This window comes from Vibrio sp. T20, from assembly GCF_007858795.1.
In the GTDB taxonomy this organism is placed as follows: Bacteria; Pseudomonadota; Gammaproteobacteria; order Enterobacterales; family Vibrionaceae; genus Vibrio; species Vibrio satsumensis.
Window position 1 is genome coordinate 1 of record NZ_VFEB01000134.1, and the last position, 227, is coordinate 227.

At 44.9% G+C, this 227-nt stretch carries 1 protein-coding gene; it reads left to right on the top strand.

Annotation, left to right across the window (positions count from 1 at the left end; genetic code table 11):
- On the top strand, window positions 1-227 hold a 227-nt coding region (locus FTW16_RS24630), incomplete at both ends, for a TrkA C-terminal domain-containing protein (RefSeq protein WP_222433364.1).

Sequence of the window (227 nt, forward strand, 5' to 3'; positions counted from 1 at the left end):
AGTGGCGACGTCTCGGAAGTAAAACAGTTGTTCACCTTTGATGGACTAAAACTGTACGTTGAAGAAGAGTTCGAGTTGGATAAAAACCTCGTAGAGGTATTAGTGAGTCCGGAGTCTGTTTTGATAGGCAGAACTCTAAAAGAGGTGGAGTTTCGTTCTCGCTTTGAGGAGGCAGTCGTCGCGATAGCGAGACAAGGTAAGAGAATATCAGGCAAACTTGGTGAATG